General features: G+C 63.5%; 1 protein-coding gene. It reads left to right on the top strand.

Going from position 1 to position 255, the window contains the following annotated elements; translation table 11 throughout:
* The coding region (locus AACW87_RS17470) for a VCBS domain-containing protein (protein ID WP_241326822.1) at positions 1 to 255 on the top strand (255 nt) is incomplete at both ends.

The following is a 255-nucleotide window of genomic DNA, read 5'->3' as shown; positions in this document are numbered from 1 at the left end:
TCCAGCCCCAGACTCAGGTGAAAGGCGCCCACGGCACCTTCTCCATCGATACCAATGGCAACTGGAGCTATCAGCTCAACAACACCGACCCGCTGGTACAGGCCCTCAAAGAAGGCGAGTCCCTGCCAAGCGAGACCTTCGTGGTCCACAGTGCTGACGGCTCCGCCCAGCACACCGTCACCGTCGCCATCACCGGTACCAATGACATCGCCACCATCGGCGTCGCCACCCCGGGCGCAGACCAGGGTGCCGTCA

The organism is Aeromonas sp. MR7 (genome assembly GCF_963899385.1).
GTDB classification, from domain to species: domain Bacteria; phylum Pseudomonadota; class Gammaproteobacteria; order Enterobacterales; family Aeromonadaceae; genus Aeromonas; species Aeromonas bestiarum.
This window is presented reverse-complemented; position numbering and strand designations above follow the sequence as displayed.